Below are 14,528 nucleotides of genomic sequence, written 5' to 3'. Positions count from 1 at the left end.
GGCCATCTCTAGTGCCCCACCACCCCGTGGGGGGGTGGTTTTGCGTGACCCCTGGGTCACCCTCACCCACCCGACTCGTCATTCGAACCAGAGGTCGGCGGTCGCCAGCGCGGTCAGCTCGTCGACGCTGAGGAGCGGCTCGCCCGCGTTGTCCCGGTTGGTCGCGGACACGTCGACCATCCAGCCGTCCGGCGCGAACAGGCCCGACCAGTTGGCGGTGAAGCCGCTCCGGTCGGAGCCGTCGCCGCCGTCGCCGGACCTCGGCCACAGCCACGAGCCGTCGGGGCGAGGGCGGCACTCCGGCGCCCCGCAGGTCTTCTCGGCCGAGTAGGTCGTCCGCCGGGCCGTGCACGCGGGCGACGCCGCACAGTGCTTGTTGCCGGGCAACCGGCGCGCCACCTCCGCCCAGCGCTCGGCGTCGGAGCTCATGTCGTAGAGCCGGACCTCGACGTCCGTGCCGTCGATCCGCAGGTTGATCTCGAGTCCGTGCTGGGAGACGCGGTCGGGATCGTCGATCGGGGTCATCCGCAGTGCGCTGATCCTGCCGCCGGGCAGGTGGCGCACGAAGCGTTCCAGCACGACGTCGTCCGGAGCGAGCGAGCGCTGGTTGTCCGGCGTCAGCCCGCCGGCCCAGGCTGGCGTCGGCGCCGGTGGCGTCGGACGGGTCGCTGTCCGGTCGTGGGCCGTGGTGGCCCCGAGCGACCCCTGCCAGGCGACCGCGCCGACGACGAGGCCCGCAACCGCGCCGCCCACGGCCACGGCCGCACCCCGCCGCCGCACCTTCCGCCGCCCCCGCCGTGCCGCCCCGGCGACCAGGGCCTCGACATCGGGGTCCAGACGTTCGCCGGCCCGGGACAGGACCGTGGCCAGTTGGTTCTCGTTCATCGCGCTACCTCCTCGCGCATTCGCGCCAGCGCGCGCATGCTCCGGTTGCGGACCGCTCCGCTGGTCAGTCCCAGGAGGCCGCCCACCTCGTCGACCGACAGGCCCTCGAGGTGGCGCAGCACCACCACCGCCCGGTCCACCGGCGCCAGCCCGGCGAGGGCCTCGGTCAGCGCCAGCCGCAGGTCGGTCGCGTCGGCGTGGTCGGGGGCGCTCTCGGTCTCGAGGCCCGGCAGGTCGGCGTACGGCGTCTCGGTGCTGCTCCGCCGCCGCCGGCCGCTGATGAAGGTACGGGTCAGCACCGTCTGCGCGTAGGCCGCCGGGTTGTCCAGGCGCGGCCCGAGGCGCCGGTGCATCCGCACGTAGACCTTCGCCAGCGTCTCCTGCACCAGGTCCTCGGCCTCGGCGCGGTGGCCGCAGAGCAGCCAGGCGGCGCGGTAGAGGTGCGGCGCCTGTGCGCGGGCGAGCTCCTCGAACGGGTCCGGCACGGTCATGGTCCTCCTGGGTCGGGTTCCTCCACCCGGTACGACGCACCCGGCGACCGATCCGTCACAAGCCTCGGCTCCCCGGTGCAGCAGCGCCGTGCGCGACACGCGGGGGCGGCTCCACCGGCTCGCGGCACCGTGGGCCAGACTTGCCACGTGCGTCCTTCGATCCTCCGCCGTGCCCTGCCCGCCTCGCTCGTCGTGCTGAGCCTCGCGCTCACCGGGTGCGGGGGTGGCGACGACGGGGGCAAGGAGTCGAACGGCGGCGACACCCCGACGGCGGCCAGCGAGACCCCGGCGCCGCCGGCCACCTGGCCGTTGACCGGTGAGCTGACCGAGGGCGGGGCGGACCCGGCGCGCAAGCACCCGGCCTACATCGTCAAGATCGACAACTCCTCGGCGAGCGACCCGCAGATCGGCGTCGGCAAGGCCGACCTGGTGGTCGAGGAGCTCGTCGAGGGCGGGATCACCCGGCTCGCGGTGTTCTTCTACGAGAACCTGCCGCAGCAGGTCGGCCCGGTCCGCTCGATGCGCCTGACCGACGTCGGCATCGCCAAGCCGCTGGGGGCGACGATCGTCACCTCGGGCGCGGCGCCGGTGACCCTCAACGGGCTGCGGAAGGCCGGCATCAAGTTCCTCGACATGAACAACCCCCACGTGGTGCGGGTCAACGACGGCGTGCACGACTCGCTGCACAGCGTGATGGCCGACCTGAAGAAGATCGGCGCCTCCGCCCGGGGCACCGCGACCCGCCCCGACGACTACCTGCCGTTCGGCGAGACGCCGCTCCCGGCCGGCGCGCCCGCGACCACGATGGACGTCCAGCTCTCCGGCGGGCGCACCTCGCACTGGAAGTACGACGGCACGAAGTACGTCCTGCAGAACGGCTACATGGCCGACGGCGACGTGTTCAAGCCCGACACCGTGATCGCCGCGACGGTGCGCACCAGCCTGGCGCCGTACCGGGACCCGGCGGGCAACCCGGTCCCGGTCTCGCACTTCGAGGGCAAGGGCAAGGCGGTCATCTTCCACGGCGGCCAGGCCGTCGACGTCACCTGGGAGAAGGCCGACGAGGGTGCCGAGCTGACCTTCACCGACGCCGCGGGCAACGAGATCGAGATCCCGGCGGGCAGGACCTGGCTCGAGCTGGTGCCCGGCAAGGGCGCCGCGTCGACGGGCTCGGTCACCTACCGCTGACCAGCGCCTTCCACCGGCCGGTCCCGCGAGGGGCCGGCCGGTCGCGCTTTTCCTACTCCGGGTCGGCGGCGGCCGCGTCGTCCCGCCCGCGGGCGCTCGGCATCGCGACGCCCTGCTCGACCAGGCTCTGGACGCCGGCGAGCAGGAACCCGATCGCGCCCTCGACCCGCCGGGCCGCGGCCTCCGGGTCGGCGGCGGTGGCGACCGACTCGCCGGCCGACGACATCGCGCCGAAGAAGATCCGCGCGAACGTCTGGAGCATGTCCTCGTCGAGGTCCCACGAGCCCGCGTCGAGCGTGGCGCGCACGATCTCGACGATGTTGGCGAAGGTCGAGCGCTCCTCCTGCTCGCGGTAGCGCTCGTAGCCGAGCACCGCGGGGCCGTCCTGGATCACGATCCGGCGGTATGGCGCCTCCTGGACCACGTCGAGGAAGGACCGCAGTCCCACGGTCGCCTTGCGCCACGGGTCCTTCTGGCCCCGCAGCGACTTCTGGATCCGCTTCGCGGCCTCCTGCTCGACCCGCTCGAAGACGGACTCGAACAGCGCCTGCTTGCCGGAGAAGTGGTGGTAGAGCGCGCCCTTGGTGACCCGGGCGCCGGCCACGATGGCGTCGAGCGAGGTCGCGGCGTACCCCTTCTCGGTGAAGAGCTGCTCGGCGACGTCGACCAGGGCCCGCTTGGTCGACGCCGAGTACGCCGCCCGCCGGGACGCCCCTGGCACCCCGGGCACGGGGACCTTGGGGACGAGTTTCGACACCGATGCCTTCGCCGCCACGGGGCCAGCATAGGTGTCACGTGCCGTCGCACGTGACACCGGTCACTGGCCGGGGTGGGCGGGATCACGGTGTCGCATGCTTGGGCATACCCGTGGTCGGCTCCATACTCATAGTACGTACCAGCGGTATGTCGGATACCCCGAGATCCGGACGACCGCCGATCGAAACAGGAGTGCTGACCATGACCTGGACGGCCTTTCACAACCGGGGCGAGACCCTCCGCTCCGTCATCGCGACCTCCGCCGTGCGTCGCGACGGCCTGCTGCCCATGGACATCGACGGCGTGTCCGTCGCGTTCCGCGACGAGCTCGACCTGCTCGCCGCCCTGACTCTGAAGTGGCACACCCGCCTGTCCGGCCAGATCGAGCGGATGCTCGCCCACCAGCCGATGGACCTGACCGAGGCCGTCGGCATCGCGTGGAGCAACACCGCCCACGAGCTGCCCGGCGTGCGGATGATCATCGACCACTACCGCGCCCACCCGATCGACGACGCGATGGCGTCGGCGATGGAGGCGGCCTCCTTCAAGGAGCACCACCTGCTCGCCGTGATGGCCGGACGCACGAGCATCGGCGACGAGACCGCCCACCGGATCGGTGCGGAGATCGAGGAGCGGGCCCGCCAGCTCCACCGCCGACTGCCGGTCGTCACCCCCGACGCGGCGTACGCCGAGCCCGAGGTCCGCGGCACCCTCCTCGAGCGCCTGCGCGCCGTGGTCGCCGCCTGACCGGTCCCGAGAACCAACCGGCACAAACCCCTCCCGGGTGCGGCCCCGGACCCGCGCGACTCCCTCCCAAGCTCGCGCGGGTCCGGGGTCGCGTTGCGTTCCGTGCGGGGTGGGCGCGGGGGATGATGGAGCCATGTCGACCGAGCTGAGTGCGGGAACCCTCCTGCTGGCGTCCTCCGAGCTGCTCGACCCGAACTTCGTCGACACCGTGGTGCTGCTGCTCGACGTCAGCGACGAGGGCGCGCTCGGCGTCGTCCTCAACCGTCCGACCGCCCTGCCCGTCTCGGAGGTGCTGGGGGAGTGGGGCGAGGTGGTCGAGGAGCCCGAGGTGCTCTTCCAGGGTGGCCCGGTCGCGACCGACGGCGCGCTCGCCGTGGCGCTGGCGTCGCCGGGTGGTGAGAACGCCGCCGGGTTCCGGCCGCTGTGGGACCGGGTGGGCCTGCTCGACCTCGAGACCCCGCGCGAGCTCGTCGACGGCAGCGTCGACCGGCTGCGGATCTTCGCCGGGTACGCCGGCTGGGGTGCCGGCCAGCTGGAGGCCGAGGTCGCCGAGGGCAGCTGGTACGTCGTCCCCGGCCTGGTCGACGACGTCTTCGTCGGCGACACTCGCGAGCTGCGCCGCCGGGTGCTGCGCCGCCAGCCCGGCGACCTCGCGCTCCAGGCCACCCGCCCGGCCGACCCCGAGCTCAACTGACCTCCGCGCCGCGAGCTCCCGGAGGACGTCGATGTCTGCGGTGGGCACTAGACTCCCGGTGTGACCACGATCGGATTCTCGACAGACACGGACGTCCGGGAGGACCGCCGTACCGTCCCGACCGACGAGGGCGACCACGAGCGTTTCTCCCACTACGTGGACAAGGACAAGCTCACCGAGGCGATGGTCATGGGCACGCCCGTCGTGGCCCTGTGCGGGAAGGTCTGGGTGCCCAGTCGGGCGCCGGAGAAGTTCCCGGTCTGCCCGGACTGCAAGGAGATCTGGGAGGGCCTGTCGGACGACAAGGGCCCGGAGGGCTCCGGTCCCGACGCATGACCTCGCTCGGTCCGGCGTGGCCGGAGCGGGCAGCCTGGGGCACGGCGCCGTCGCTGCGTGCCTGGCAGTCCGCTGCGCTCACCGACTACCTCAGCCGCACCCCGCGTGACTTCCTCGCCGTCGCGACGCCGGGCGCCGGCAAGACCACCTTCGCGCTCACCGTGGCCGCGGAGCTGCTCGGCCGGCGCCTGGTCGACCGGCTGATCATCGTCGCGCCCACCGAGCACCTCAAGCTGCAGTGGGCCGAGGCGGCCGCACGCGCGGGCCTTCCGATCGACCCGACCTACTCGGCCGGCTCGGGCAAGATCGCCAGCGACTACGTGGGCGTCGCCGTCACCTATGCCGGCGTCGGCGTGAACCCGCTCGCCATGCGGATCCGCACCGAGCGGTTCAAGACCCTCGTCATCCTCGACGAGATCCACCACGCCGGTGACTCGCTGAGCTGGGGCGAGGGCGTGCGCGAGGCGTTCGAGCCAGCCGCGCGTCGCCTGGCGCTGACCGGTACGCCGTTCCGCTCCGACATCAACCCGATCCCGTTCGTGACCTACGCGCCCGGCGAGGACGGCGTACCGACGTCGGTGGCGGACTACACCTACGGCTACTCCGAGGCGCTGGCCGACCACGTCGTCAGGCCGGTCCTCTTCCTGGCCTACTCCGGCCAGATGAGCTGGCGCACCCGGGCCGGCGACGAGGTCGCCGCGTCGCTGGGCGAGCCGCTCACCAAGGACATGACCTCGCAGGCGCTGCGCACCGCCCTGGACCCCAACGGCTCCTGGATGCCGTCGGTGCTGGAGGCCGCCGACAAGCGCCTGTCCGAGGTGCGCCGCCACGTCCCCGACGCCGGCGGCCTGGTCATCGCCTCCGACCAGGACAGTGCCCGCGCCTACGCCAAGCTGCTCAAGCAGATCAGCGGCGAGTCGGCCACCGTCGTCCTCTCCGACGAGAAGGCGTCGTCGAAGAAGATCTCCACCTTCAGTGAGAGCGACTCGCGCTGGATGGTCGCGGTCCGGATGGTGTCCGAGGGCGTCGACGTGCCGCGCCTCGCGGTCGGCGTGTGGGCGACCACGACGTCGACCCCGCTGTTCTTCGCCCAGGCGGTCGGCCGCTTCGTGCGGGCCCGCAAGCGCGGTGAGATCGCCTCGGTGTTCCTGCCGTCGGTGCCCAACCTGCTGGGCTTCGCCGCCGAGCTCGAGGCGCAGCGCGACCACGTCCTCAAGCGCAAGGTCAGCGAGGACGGCGACATCTTCGCGGCCGAGGAAGACCTGATGAACCAGGCCAACCAGGGCGACGCCGCGTCCGACGAGCTGGAGCTGATGCCCTTCGAGGCGCTCGGCTCCGAGGCCCGCTTCGACCACGCGCTGTACGACGGCGCGCAGTTCGGCCACGAGGGCGAGGTCCAGGTCGGGTCGGAGGAGGAGATGGACTTCCTCGGCATCCCGGGCCTGCTCGAGCCCGACCAGGTCAGCGCCCTGCTGCAGCAGCGGCAGGCCGACCGTCGCCGGAGCCGTCGCCCGGAGGCCGCGGGGCAGTCCGGGGTCGAGCGGGCCGCCGACACCCTCACCGAGGTCACCACCCACGAGCACCTCGGCCTGCTGCGCCGCGAGCTCAACTCCCTGGTCGCGTCCTGGCACCACCGCACCGGGCAGGCGCACGGCATCACCCACGCCGCCCTGCGCAAGGAGTGCGGGGGACCGGCGGCCGCGGTCGCCAACGCCGACCAGCTGCAGAAGCGGATCGACCGGATCCGGGAGTGGGCGGCCCGCAAGACGTCCTGACGCGCGCACTCCCTGAACGGGCGGCCGTGAGCCACCCCACAGGAAAGGCTCACCTAACTTAGGTTAGGCTGCCTTTCGTGACGAGCGTTCTCGAAGGCCGCGACCTGGTGCTGGGCTACCAGCGCAGCACCGTGGTGCACGGCGTCTGCGTGCGGCTCGCGCCGGGCGAGGTGACCGCGCTGATCGGTCCCAACGGCAGCGGCAAGTCGACGGTGCTCCGCTCGCTCGCCCGGCTCCACCCGGTGGCCGAGGGCCGGATCACCCTCGACGACACCGACGCCGCGCCGCTGAGCGCGAAGGAGTTCGCGCGCCGGGTGACCCTGCTGTCCCAGTCGCGGCCCCACCCGTCCGGGCTGGAGGTCCGCGACGTCGTCGCCTTCGGCCGGCACCCGCACCGCGGCCGGTTCGCCGGCGTGAGGGACGCCGACCGCGCGGCCATCGACCACGCGATGGCGCTCACCGGCGTCGACCACATGGCCGACCGGCCCGTCGACCAGCTCTCCGGAGGGGAGCTCCAGCGGGTCTGGCTGGCCACCTGTCTGGCCCAGGACACGGCCGTCGTCCTCCTCGACGAGCCCACCAACCACCTCGACCTGCGCTACCAGGTCGAGACGCTCGACCTGGTCCGCGACCTCGCGGAGCAGCAGGGGACGGCGCTCGGGGTCGTGCTGCACGACCTGAACCATGCCGCCGCGGTGGCCGACCAGGTCGTGCTGCTGCACCGGGGCGCGGTCCGCGCGGCCGGCGCGCCTGCCGACGTACTCACGGCCGAGCACCTCTCCGCCGTGTACGGGCTGCCCATCCACTGCGACGTCGACCCGGACACGGGCGCCGTGCGGGTGGAGGCCCAGGGCAGGCACCACCCCCGACGCCGCTGACACCCGCGTCCGACCCATGCACCCCACCCCACCCACCCCGCCAGTGAGGAACCCGATGAAGACCCGACCGATCGCTGCCCTGGCTCCCCTCGCGGCGCTGCCGCTCGGCCTGATCCTGGCCGCCTGCGGCACGACCGACGCCGACGCCGACGACAAGCCCGCCCCGAAGGCCGCCGACTCCGCCGAGTGCGCCGCCGACAAGACCACGACCTCGAGCGGCCCGGTGAAGCTGACCGACAGCTACGGCCGCACGGTCGAGCTCGACGAGCCGGCCCAGCGGGTCGCCGTCCTCGAGTGGCAGCAGGTCGAGGACGTGCTCAGCCTGTGCGTGACGCCGGTCGCGGTCGCCGACGTCGAGGGCTACACGACGTGGGACACCGCCGAGACGCTGCCCGAGGGCGTCACCGACGTCGGCACCCGCGGCGAGCCGAACCTGGAGACCCTGTTCGGCACCGATCCCGACCTGGTCATCGTCGAGGCCTACACGCCCGACGACGAGATCCTCAAGCAGCTGGCGAAGTACGACGTCCCGGTGCTCGCGACCAAGGGCGCCGACGCGAAGGACCCGATCGCCACCATGATCGACACCTTCGAGCTGATCGCCCGGGCGACCGGCCGCGAGGAGCGCGCGAAGGTCGTCGTCGACGACTTCAACGCCCACCTGGCCGCGGCCAAGGAGAAGGTCGCCGCGGTCGACGCCGGCAGGTTCGTGTACTTCGACGGCTGGATCCAGGGCGGCAACGTCTCCATCCGCCCGTTCGGCCAGGGCTCCCTGATGGGCGAGCTCGGCGAGGAGCTGGGTCTGGAGAACGCCTGGACCGGCGAGGTCGACCCGGCGTACGGCCTCGGGCAGACCGACATCGAGGGCATGAGCGAGGTCGGCGACGCGACCTTCTTCTCCACCGGCACCGTGGACCCGGAGGGCGACGTCAACGCCGCGCTCGCCGAGAACGCGGTGTGGCAGAAGATCCCCGCCGTCGCCGAGGGCCGCGCCCACGCGTTCCCGGCCGGGGTGTGGACCTTCGGCGGCCCGCGCTCGGCCCAGCAGGTCATCGACGCGTACGTCGACCTGCTGACCGCGTCGAGCAAGTAGCCGACGGAGGGTCCCATGAGCGTCGAGCAGCAGCAGCGCCCCACCGCCGCGCCTCCCGGGCAGCCTGCACCGCAGCGCGGGCTCGGTCGCGGCGGTGTCACCACCGCCACCGGCGCGCTGCTGCTGCTCGTCGTCGCCCTGCTCGGGGTGTCCGCCTGGCACCTCACCCAGGGCACCTCCGCCATCGGTGCCGGCGACCTGGTCCGCTGGCTGCTCGGCGAGCGCGACGGACCGGGTGGGGGCGCCGACGCCGGCGACGTCCTGATCGGCTCCCGGGTGCCCCGACTCGCCGCCGGCATCACGGTCGGCTTCGCCCTCGGGGTCGCCGGTGCGCTCTTCCAGTCGCTGGCCCGCAACGCGCTGGCCTCGCCCGACACCCTCGCCGTGACCGGTGGCGCCTACCTCGCGGTGACCGTGGTCGCCGCGTTCGGCCTCACCGTCCCGGTCTGGGCCTCGGGCCTGACCGCCTTCGCCGGCGGCTCGCTCGCGGCCTTCCTCGTCCTCGGCCTCGCCGGCGGTGCCGGTACGGCGACCACTCGGCTCGTGCTCGCCGGATCGGCCGTCGCGCTCGCCCTGCAGGCGGCCACCTCGACGCTGCTCATCCTGTTCGAGGAGGAGACGAAGGGCCTGTTCGCCTGGGGGAGCGGTTCACTGAGCCAGCTCGGGTTGCGCGCGTTCGAGCAGGTGGCGCCGGTCGTGGTGGTCTGCACCGCGGCAGCGTTGCTCCTCGCGCGCCGCCTCGACCTGCTCGGCCTCGGCGACGACAGCGCGGCCGTCCTCGGCGTACCCGTGCGCTCGACCCGCGCTGCCGGCGTCGTGCTCGCGGTGCTGTTGACCGCGGCGTCGGTCGCCCTCGCCGGGCCGATCGGCTTCGTCGGCCTGTTCGCACCGGTCATCGTGCGGCTGGCCGGCCGGGTGATGCCGGCGCTGAACCGGCACGTCGTGCTGATCCCGGCCGCCGGGCTGACCGGCGCGCTCGTCGTCGTCCTCGCCGACGGCGCGATCCGCGCGCTGCTGGGTGCCGACGAGGCGATCTCGATCCCGACCGGGATCACGACCACCTTCCTCGGTGCCGTGGTGATGATCGTGCTGGCCCGACGCAGTCTTGACTCCGGACCGACGCGGCGACCGGCCGCGGCGCGGGTCCGGGTCGGCAGCCGGCTGCGGTTCGTGGTCGTGGTGGTCGTGGTCGTCGTGGGCGCCGCGACGGTCACGCTGCTGGGCCTGCTGGCCGGCGACACCTGGCTCAAGGTCGGCGACCTCTCGCTGTGGCTCGACGGCGAGGCGGCGCCGCTGATCCGGTTCGCGCTCGACGAGCGGGCGCCGCGGGTCGCGGCCGCCGTCCTCGGCGGAGCCGCGCTCGCCCTCGCCGGCGCGCTGGTCCAGGCGACCTGTCGCAACCCACTCGCCGAGCCCGGGGTCCTCGGCATCACCGGGGGCGCCGGGCTCGGCGCGGTCGTGGTGGTGACCGGCGCCGGAGTCTCACAGGCCGCCAGCAACAGCGCGATCCTGCTCGGTGCCGTCGTCGGCGCGCTGGTGTCCTTCGCCCTCGTCTACGGCCTGTCGTGGCGGCACGGCCTCGACGCCGACCGGCTGCTGCTCATCGGCATCGGCACCTGGTGCGCCGCTGGCGCGCTCAGCACCTTCCTCCTGGTCCGCTCGAACCCGTGGGACACCCCGCGGATCTACACCTGGATGTCCGGGACGACCTACGGCCGCACCTTCGAGCAGGTGCTGCCCGTCGCCGTGGTGCTCGCCCTCGCGCTGCCGCTCGCCTGGCTGGCGCGCCGCGAGCTCGACCTGCTCGCGCTCGACGAGGACACGCCGCGGCTGGTGGGGGTGCGGCTGGAGACGGTCCGCCTCGTCGTGCTGCTCACGGCCGCCCTGCTCGCCGCGACCAGCGTCGCCGCGGTCGGCGTGGTCGGCTTCGTCGGCCTGGTCGCCCCGCACCTGGCGCGGGCCCTGGTCGGCGGCCGGCACGCCCGGTCGGTCCCGGTCGCCGTGCTCGTCGGGGCCGTGCTGCTCGGGCTCGCCGACCTGGTCGGCCGGACGGTGATCGCCCCCGCGCAGGTCCCGGCCGGCCTGGTGGTGGCGCTGGTCGGCGCGCCGTACTTCGTCTACCTGCTGGCCCGCTCGCGCGCTTGACCCGATCCCCGGAACGGCCGCACGCCCGGCCCCGGCCGGGTGGCGACCCGGCGCGGGTCGTCGACCTCGTGGCCGGCGGCGCAGCGCACCTCGACGTGGACCGGCTCCTCGCAGTCGCGGTGCACGAACACCGTCGGCGGGCCGTCGGGGTCGGCCAGGTGGCGGTCGCCCCACTGGCTGATCGCGAGCAGGATCGGCTGGAGCTCCAGACCCTTCTCGGTGAGCCGGTACTCGTGGCGGGTGCGGGCGCCGTCCTCGCGGTAGGGCTCCTTGCGCAAGATGCCCTGCGCGACGAGCAGCGCGAGCCGGTCGGTCAGCACCTGACGGGGGATCCCCGCGTGTCGGCGGATGTCGTCGAAGCGGCGCACGCCGAGGAAGACCTCGCGCAGCACGACGACGGTCCACCGCTCGCCGAGGATCGCCATCGCCCGGCCGAGGGTGCAGTTGTCGACCGACCATGCCAGCGCCGGCGGAGTGTCCACCCGGCCAGCATAGGCGACCCAGGTCTCATTGACAGACTCAGCCTCGGGTTGGTCTGATGGCTCCATGACTGAGTCCCTGATCCAGACCCAGGTCGACCCCGGTGCGCTCGACGGCTTCGAGCAGCTGCACGCGATCCTCGACGGCCGGCTGCCGGCCGCCCCGATCGCGGACACCCTCGGGTTCGTCGGCTTCGAGGTGCCCGAGCGGGGGACCGCGAGCTTCGAGCTCGACCCGGAGCTGCGTCACTACAACCCGATCGGCAGCGTGCACGGCGGTGTCTTCGCCACCCTGCTCGACTCCGCCTGCGGCTGCGCCGTCCACTCCACGCTCGAGGTCGGCGAGGCCTACACCTCGCTCGACCTGACGGTGAAGTTCCTCAAGCCGGTCACCGTCGACTCCGGCCGGCTGCGCGCCGTCGGCACGGTCCTGCAGCGCGGCCGCCGCACCGCCCTCGCCGAGGCGAAGCTGTACGACGGGAGCGACAGGCTCGTCGCCTACGCCAGCTCGAGCTGCATGATCTTCAGCTGACGTCGACCGGCGCGACACAATCGGTGCCATGCCGACCTACGTCGCGTTCCTGCGTGCAATCAACCTCGGGCCCAACCGCAAGTTCGCCAAGGCCGACATCGTCGCCGCCACCGAGGCCGCCGGGGGCACGGACGTGCTGACCCACATCAACACCGGCAACGTCCGGCTGACCAGCCCGCTGCGCTCGCGGCCGAAGGTCGAGGCGGCGCTGGAGGAGGCCTACCTCGCGCAGGCCGGGTTCGCGGTGCCGGCGATCGTCTACACGCCGGCCGAGCTGCGTGCCATCGCCGCCGACGCCCGCGAGCTGACCGCGTCCCCCCCGGACCGGGAGCGGCACTACGTCTACCTGCTCAAGGACGAGCCCGACCCGGCCCGGGTCGTCGAGCTCGAGGCGCGCAGCGACGAGGCCAACGCGGCCGTCGTACGACGCCGGGCGGTCCACGTGCTCCTCGGACCCGGCTACCAGGCCGGTGGGGTGGACCCGTTCACGTGCGAGAAGGCGCTGCAGGTCGTCGCCACCAACCGCAACTTCAACGTGGTCACGACGCTGGCCGACAAGTGGTGCTCGTGAGCGCGCCGATGCGCTGTGACACCATGGAGCCGTGACGACCGCGAGCCCGGAGAAGGTCGATCCGGGAGTCCAGCAGGACCTCACCCCGGACGCGATCATGCTCACCGACACCCCCTGGGTGACGGTGGTGTGGAACGACCCCGTGAACCTGATGTCCTACGTCACCTTCGTCTTCCAGAAGCACTTCGGCTACGGCAAGAAGAAGGCCGAGAAGCTGATGATGGAGGTCCACGAGGACGGGCGGTCGGTCGTCAGCAGCGGGACGCGCGAGGAGATGGAGCGCGACGTCCAGGCGATGCACGAGTACGGCCTGTGGGCGACGCTGTCGAAGGCCGAATGAGCTGACGTGACCTCTGGATTCGTCCGGCACCGCCGGAGCAAGCGCGCCATCGCGACCTTCTCGGTCTTCGAGGCCGACCTGCTGCGCTCGCTGGCCGCCCAGCTCGTGGAGCTGCTGCACAACGAGTCGGCCGTGGCCGCCACCGAGCGCGACCCGCTCGAGGCGCTGCTCGACTTCTCCGGCCCGACGACCGAGCCCGAGGACCCGGTGCTGCGCCGGCTGTTCCCCAACGCCTACCGCGGCGACGACGAGGCGGCCGGTGAGTTCCGGCGCTACACCGAGGGTGCGCTGCGCGACGGCAAGGCCCGGGCCGCCGCCTCGGTCATCGACGTCCTCGAGGAGGCCGGCCTGCCGCCGGAGCCGACCGATGAGGACATCACCATCGACGTCGAGCTCGACCCGGAGACCGCCCTGGTCTGGATGCGTTCGCTGACCGACCTGCGGCTGGCCCTCGGCACCCGCCTCGAGGTCGAGGAGGGCGACGAGGACTACTGGTACTCGCTGCCCGACGAGGACCCCCGCGCCCAGGCCCACCACATCTACGAGTGGCTCGGCTTCCTGCAGGAGACGCTGGTCGCCGCGGTGCGCTGAGCTCGGCGGCACTGGACGCCCGGAGCGTCGGTACCGGATCGCGACGTAGGCTTGGCCGCGTGACCGCGATCGACGAGCGTCCGCAGCCGCCCGCCCCTCTCAAGGTCACCATGTCCGGTGACACCCAGGGATTCTGGGAACGGTTCGCGCTCGGCCTGTTCATCGCCGTCCCGTTCGTCGCCTTCGCGGCCGCCGTTCCCGTCGCCTGGGGCGGCTGGCTCGGCTGGAGCGACGTCGCGATCACCTTCGTGATGTATGGCCTGACCCTGCACGGGATCACGGTCGGCTTCCACCGGCTGTTCACGCACAAGTCGTTCAAGCCCAACCGGGTCGTCAAGATCACCCTCGCGATCCTCGGCTCGATGGCGGTCGAGGGTCCGGTGATCCGCTGGGTCGCCGACCACCGCAAGCACCACAAGTATTCCGACAAGGACGGCGACCCGCACTCCCCGTGGCGCTACGGCAACAGCCTGGGCGGACTGACCAAGGGCTTCGTGTGGGCGCACGTCGGCTGGCTCTTCGACCCCGAGCAGACGCCGATCGAGAAGTACGCCCCCGACCTCGCCAAGGACCGCGACCTGGTCCGGATCTCGCGGTTGTTCTGGCTGTGGGTGCTGACCTCGATCTTCCTCCCGCCGGTGCTGGGGGCGCTCCTCACCTGGTCCTGGCAGGGCGCGCTGACGGCGTTCTTCTGGGGCACCGTGGTCCGGATCGGCCTGATCCACCACGTCACCTGGTCGATCAACTCGATCTGCCACACGCTCGGCGAGCGGCCCTTCGCCTCCCGCGACTTCTCCGGCAACGTGTGGTGGCTCGCCATCCCGTCCGGCGGCGAGTCGTGGCACAACCTCCACCACGCCGACCCCACCTCCGCCCGCCACGGCGTGAAGCGCTTCCAGTTCGACACCTCCGCGCGCGTGATCTGGGTCCTGGAGAAGCTGGGCTGGGTCCGTAACGTGCGCTGGCCGACCCCGGAGCGGATCCGGGCCAAGTCGGTCTCCCCGGCCGGCTGAGCCCGGAGCCCGCC

The 14,528-nt window shown here is 72.7% G+C and carries 17 protein-coding genes; 13 read left to right on the top strand and 4 right to left on the bottom strand.

Annotation, left to right across the window (positions count from 1 at the left end):
* Nucleotides 1-78: 78 nt before the first annotated feature.
* Both KU893_RS19400 and KU893_RS19395 read right to left on the bottom strand, forming a co-directional pair.
* Nucleotides 79-885 carry a hypothetical protein gene (locus KU893_RS19400; RefSeq protein ID WP_218236031.1) on the bottom strand — a complete coding sequence of 269 codons (807 nt, stop codon included), beginning with the start codon at nucleotides 883-885 and terminating at the stop codon, nucleotides 79-81.
* Nucleotides 882-1,376 carry a SigE family RNA polymerase sigma factor gene (locus KU893_RS19395; RefSeq protein WP_218236030.1) on the bottom strand — a complete coding sequence of 165 codons (495 nt, stop codon included), beginning with the start codon at nucleotides 1,374-1,376 and terminating at the stop codon, nucleotides 882-884. Before KU893_RS19395 ends, KU893_RS19400 begins: the two co-directional genes overlap by 4 nt.
* Before the next feature lie 147 nt (nucleotides 1,377-1,523).
* Here KU893_RS19395 and KU893_RS19390 point away from each other — a divergent pair, with 147 nt between their 5' ends.
* A complete protein-coding gene (locus KU893_RS19390; protein ID WP_218236029.1) occupies nucleotides 1,524-2,564 on the top strand; it encodes a DUF3048 domain-containing protein in 1,041 nt (346 codons plus the stop codon).
* A 52-nt stretch (nucleotides 2,565-2,616) separates the two neighbouring features.
* Here KU893_RS19390 and KU893_RS19385 read toward each other — a convergent pair whose 3' ends face one another.
* Nucleotides 2,617-3,339, bottom strand: coding sequence for a TetR/AcrR family transcriptional regulator (locus KU893_RS19385; RefSeq protein ID WP_257441435.1), 723 nt, complete (start codon nucleotides 3,337-3,339; stop codon nucleotides 2,617-2,619).
* Between the two features lie 182 nt (nucleotides 3,340-3,521).
* Between KU893_RS19385 and KU893_RS19380 the strand changes: the two genes are divergently transcribed.
* The 7 genes from KU893_RS19380 (at nucleotide 3,522) to KU893_RS19350 (ending at nucleotide 10,988) form a co-directional block, all read left to right on the top strand.
* Nucleotides 3,522-4,067 carry a hypothetical protein gene (locus KU893_RS19380; protein ID WP_218236028.1) on the top strand — a complete coding sequence of 182 codons (546 nt, stop codon included), beginning with the start codon at nucleotides 3,522-3,524 and terminating at the stop codon, nucleotides 4,065-4,067.
* A 133-nt stretch (nucleotides 4,068-4,200) separates the two neighbouring features.
* Nucleotides 4,201-4,761, top strand: a complete 561-nt coding sequence (locus KU893_RS19375) for a YqgE/AlgH family protein (RefSeq protein ID WP_218236027.1) — start codon at nucleotides 4,201-4,203, stop codon at nucleotides 4,759-4,761.
* Nucleotides 4,762-4,830: 69 nt separating this feature from the next.
* The gene (locus KU893_RS19370; protein ID WP_257441448.1) at nucleotides 4,831-5,097 is read left to right on the top strand and encodes a DUF3039 domain-containing protein; all 267 of its coding nucleotides are present in this window, start codon (nucleotides 4,831-4,833) and stop codon (nucleotides 5,095-5,097) included.
* The gene (locus KU893_RS19365) at nucleotides 5,094-6,872 is read left to right on the top strand and encodes a DEAD/DEAH box helicase (protein WP_218236025.1); all 1,779 of its coding nucleotides are present in this window, start codon (nucleotides 5,094-5,096) and stop codon (nucleotides 6,870-6,872) included. Before KU893_RS19370 ends, KU893_RS19365 begins: the two co-directional genes overlap by 4 nt.
* Before the next feature lie 77 nt (nucleotides 6,873-6,949).
* On the top strand, nucleotides 6,950-7,750 hold the full coding sequence (locus tag KU893_RS19360) for an ABC transporter ATP-binding protein (protein ID WP_218236024.1): 801 nt from the start codon (nucleotides 6,950-6,952) through the stop codon (nucleotides 7,748-7,750).
* 55 nt (nucleotides 7,751-7,805) lie between these two features.
* Nucleotides 7,806-8,843 carry an ABC transporter substrate-binding protein gene (locus tag KU893_RS19355; protein ID WP_218236023.1) on the top strand — a complete coding sequence of 346 codons (1,038 nt, stop codon included), beginning with the start codon at nucleotides 7,806-7,808 and terminating at the stop codon, nucleotides 8,841-8,843.
* A gap of 15 nt (nucleotides 8,844-8,858) precedes the next feature.
* The gene (locus tag KU893_RS19350; RefSeq protein WP_218236022.1) at nucleotides 8,859-10,988 is read left to right on the top strand and encodes an iron ABC transporter permease; all 2,130 of its coding nucleotides are present in this window, start codon (nucleotides 8,859-8,861) and stop codon (nucleotides 10,986-10,988) included.
* Here the strand turns inward: KU893_RS19350 and KU893_RS19345 are convergent.
* Complete coding sequence (locus KU893_RS19345; protein WP_257441433.1) at nucleotides 10,961-11,470, bottom strand: winged helix-turn-helix transcriptional regulator; 510 nt, start codon at nucleotides 11,468-11,470, stop codon at nucleotides 10,961-10,963. The genes KU893_RS19350 and KU893_RS19345 overlap by 28 nt on opposite strands.
* A gap of 64 nt (nucleotides 11,471-11,534) precedes the next feature.
* On the opposite strand from KU893_RS19345, the gene KU893_RS19340 reads away from it, so the two are divergent.
* From KU893_RS19340 to KU893_RS19320, 5 genes are read left to right on the top strand one after another with little or no spacing between them, the layout of a single operon-like run.
* Nucleotides 11,535-11,999, top strand: coding sequence for a PaaI family thioesterase (locus tag KU893_RS19340; RefSeq protein WP_218236020.1), 465 nt, complete (start codon nucleotides 11,535-11,537; stop codon nucleotides 11,997-11,999).
* Between the two features lie 28 nt (nucleotides 12,000-12,027).
* Nucleotides 12,028-12,570 carry a DUF1697 domain-containing protein gene (locus tag KU893_RS19335; protein WP_246592905.1) on the top strand — a complete coding sequence of 181 codons (543 nt, stop codon included), beginning with the start codon at nucleotides 12,028-12,030 and terminating at the stop codon, nucleotides 12,568-12,570.
* A gap of 31 nt (nucleotides 12,571-12,601) precedes the next feature.
* On the top strand, nucleotides 12,602-12,910 hold the full coding sequence (clpS, locus tag KU893_RS19330; protein WP_372449729.1) for an ATP-dependent Clp protease adapter ClpS: 309 nt from the start codon (nucleotides 12,602-12,604) through the stop codon (nucleotides 12,908-12,910).
* Nucleotides 12,911-12,916: 6 nt separating this feature from the next.
* Nucleotides 12,917-13,501 (top strand): DUF2017 domain-containing protein, encoded by a 585-nt coding sequence (locus KU893_RS19325; RefSeq protein WP_218236019.1) that lies wholly within the window; start codon nucleotides 12,917-12,919, stop codon nucleotides 13,499-13,501.
* A gap of 59 nt (nucleotides 13,502-13,560) precedes the next feature.
* Nucleotides 13,561-14,514 (top strand): acyl-CoA desaturase, encoded by a 954-nt coding sequence (locus KU893_RS19320; RefSeq protein ID WP_257441432.1) that lies wholly within the window; start codon nucleotides 13,561-13,563, stop codon nucleotides 14,512-14,514.
* The last annotated feature ends 14 nt before the right edge of the window (nucleotides 14,515-14,528 follow it).

It is taken from the genome of Nocardioides daeguensis (assembly GCF_019192965.1).
In the GTDB taxonomy this organism is placed as follows: domain Bacteria; phylum Actinomycetota; class Actinomycetes; order Propionibacteriales; family Nocardioidaceae; genus Nocardioides; species Nocardioides daeguensis.
Note: the sequence above shows the minus strand (reverse complement) of the source record. Positions and strands in the feature narration are given on the sequence as shown.